This is a genomic window from Paraburkholderia sp. BCC1885 (assembly GCF_900996235.1).
In the GTDB taxonomy this organism is placed as follows: Bacteria; Pseudomonadota; Gammaproteobacteria; order Burkholderiales; family Burkholderiaceae; genus Paraburkholderia.
In genome coordinates, this window is sequence record NZ_CAAJGM010000270.1 from 1 (window position 1) to 2,857 (window position 2,857).

2 protein-coding genes are annotated in these 2,857 nt (G+C 58.6%); both read left to right on the top strand.

The window, feature by feature from the left end; genetic code table 11:
• The first annotated feature begins 386 nt into the window (after positions 1 to 386).
• The gene (ltrA, locus tag FQ755_RS34750; RefSeq protein ID WP_222105826.1) at positions 387 to 1,706 is read left to right on the top strand and encodes a group II intron reverse transcriptase/maturase; all 1,320 of its coding nucleotides are present in this window, start codon (positions 387 to 389) and stop codon (positions 1,704 to 1,706) included.
• A 210-nt stretch (positions 1,707 to 1,916) separates the two neighbouring features.
• Positions 1,917 to 2,606: a CBS domain-containing protein gene (locus FQ755_RS34755; protein ID WP_144162284.1), complete on the top strand. Its 690-nt coding sequence runs from the start codon at positions 1,917 to 1,919 to the stop codon at positions 2,604 to 2,606.
• Positions 2,607 to 2,857 lie beyond the last annotated feature (251 nt).

A 2,857-nucleotide genomic window follows, 5' to 3' on the forward strand; every position in this document is an offset into this window, starting at 1 on the left:
AACGCCGCTGAGTGCGTGCGCCGGGTTCTCTTCGTCATCGTCTGGTTTCCTTTGTAGGCATTATGCCTATCTCAGAACCCAGCGATTCCACCTAACCGACTGTCCAGATTTCCGGGGCCACCTCTGTTCGACCAGTCCAAGATGCCGTGGGCAACAGGCGATAAACGGGCCGGGCCCGGGCGGAAGTCTCTGCCGCACGGGAGCGAACTAGGAGACAAGGACTGGAGCGGTGAAGCGAATCCATAAGCGACTTCGTATTCGGCACAGGAAGTCTTAGCGCCTTCGTAGTACCGGTGAAGCCGGGGAACGCCGTTCGGGCGGACCCGGTCGAGGAAAGGGAGGCGTCGTCGTTGTACAGAATCGTTCATGGGAAACACGGAGGAACATTGAAGCCTGACAGCGTGTTAACGAAACAAGAACGAATAGCCGAGCTGGCGAGAAACAACCCAGTGATGGCATTGCACACCTTGGCCCACCACATTGATTATGAGTGGGTCAAGTATGCGTATGACTGTACGCGCAAGGATGGCGCGGTGGGGGTCGACGGTCAGACCGGTGAGGATTACGCGGCCGATCTGGAGCAGAATCTGACCAGCCTGATCGACCGGCTCAAATCGGGCAGCTATCGGGCGCCGCCGGTCCGCCGTCATTACATCGACAAGGCGGATGGCAGTGGTCAACGCGGTCTTGGAATTCCCTCCTTTGAAGACAAGGTGGCGCAGCGTGCCATTGTCCTGCTGCTGGAGCCGATCTACGAGGTTGACTTCAGCGACAGTTCGTACGGTTACCGCCGTGGACGTAGCGCGCACGATGCGCTGCAAGCGATCAGAAATGGGATAACGAAGAACGGTGGGCGATGGGTGCTGGATGTGGATGTCCGGAAATTTTTCGACAGCATCTCGCACGCCAGACTGAGAGAGTTTCTAGCCAGACGAGTCACGGATGGTGTAGTCAGAAAACTAATCGATAAGTGGTTGAAGGCGGGTGTCATGGAAGATGGACAGTTGTCTTTCTCCGAAACAGGCGCGCCACAAGGCGGTGTCGCTTCCCCATTGTTATCCAACGTCTTCCTGCACTATGTGCTCGATGAATGGTTTAGCGATGAGGTGCAACCACGGCTGAGGGGACCGGGCACACTTGTCCGTTTCGCGGATGACTTTGTCATGCTGTTTGCATACAAGGACGACGCGCAGCGGGTGCTGGAGGTGCTCGGCAAGCGGCTTGGCAAATACGGGCTGGAGCTTCACCCGGATAAGACCGTCATGGTCGATTTCCGCTACAAGCCGAAGTCCGCGACGGATGAGGACGGCAAGGTGCTGCCGACCAGCTTCAGCTTTCTCGGGTTCACGCATGTATGGGTGAAGTCGAGGAAAGGCCGGCCGATACCTGGACAACTGACAGCGAAGGATCGCATGGCTCGCGCCAAGAAGGCGATCAATCAGCAGTGCCGGGTAATGCGGCACTGGTCGGTCCGGGACCAGCATCAAAAGCTCTGCAGGATGCTGAAGGGCCATTTCGCCTACTTTGGCATCAGTGGCAACTCGAAGCGCATTGGCGGGCTCCGGTTTCATGCCGCCGTCTGCTGGCGCAAGTGGTTATCGCGCAGGTCGTCCAAGAGCCGCATTCCATGGTCTGCCTTCAGAGAGATACTCAAAAGGTTTCCCTTGCCACGAGCTCGAATTGTGCACTGCTATACCGGACGATGAGCGAATCTGTACGATGAAGAACCTAGTGCCTTAATTGGGCTCGCTGGGGTCTGTGAGGGATGGGGACGGTAACGTCCCTGTCTACTCGGAAATGGCCCAACGCACGCCTTCAGAGCAACCCATTCCAGGCTGTGCGCACGCGCCGACATTTATCCCATTCCTTGCCAGCAAGGACGCTGGTGACATTGTTCCGTTCCAAGGAGGCTGACCATGCTCGCTCTCGACGTAATGACTACCACGATCATTTCCGTGAAGCCCGAAACGCCCATCCGCGAAGTCGCGAAGATGTTGGCTGACCATCGCATCAGCGGCGTGCCCGTTATCGATGCCGGGGGCTCGCTGGTCGGCGTGATCAGCGAAGGCGACCTGATTCGCCGCACCGAACTCGACACCGACGAACGTCGGCGCTCATGGTGGCTCGACCTGTTCACATCGGATCGTAACGCAGGGGATTACATCAAGTCGCACGCCCGTACCGTGCAGGATGTCATGACCACCGAAGTCATTAGCGTCGACGACGATACGCCCCTGAACGAGGTCGCTCACATCATGGAGACACACCGCATCAAACGCGTGCCGGTGATGCGGGACGGCCGGCTTGTCGGCATTGTCAGCCGTGCCAATCTGGTGCAGGCATTGGCCAGTGCCCCCGAGCTGCCCGCGCCGGACATTGCGCCCTCCGACCGTGAGATACGGGCGACGCTCATGGGCGAACTCGCCGGTCAGCCGTGGGCTTTTGCCGGCCGCAATGTGGTGGTGCGCGACGGCGTCGTCCACCTCTGGGGCATGTTTCGCTCGCTCGAAGCAGTCCGGGCGGTACGGGTGGCGGCGGAGGCCATTCCCGGCGTGAAACGCGTTGAGGATCACACCGAGCCCTATCCGGCGATGCCTGGCATATAGACCGGAGTTGTTCAGAGTCACCGGCACCGGCTGAACAACGCCGGCCCGGCGGGACAGGTGGCCCAGACAATACGCAACCCCGTTGAAGCGACCGCTCCGCTTTTGCACTGGCGCCCGCTTGGATTCCCCCCGGTGTCATAGTAGTTGTCGCCTCTGAATTTTTTTAATTTGAAGAAATCAGAGGTGTAGGTTGAAGACGAAACAAACGTATTCTGTCGAGTTCAAAGAGCAAGCGCTGTCGAAGGTCTTGC

What these genes read in the sequence shown, in the direction of transcription:
- FQ755_RS34755 (WP_144162284.1), top strand. Translation starts at nt 1,917, where the DNA reads ATGCTCGCTCTCGACGTAATGACTACCACGATCATTTCCGTGAAGCCC.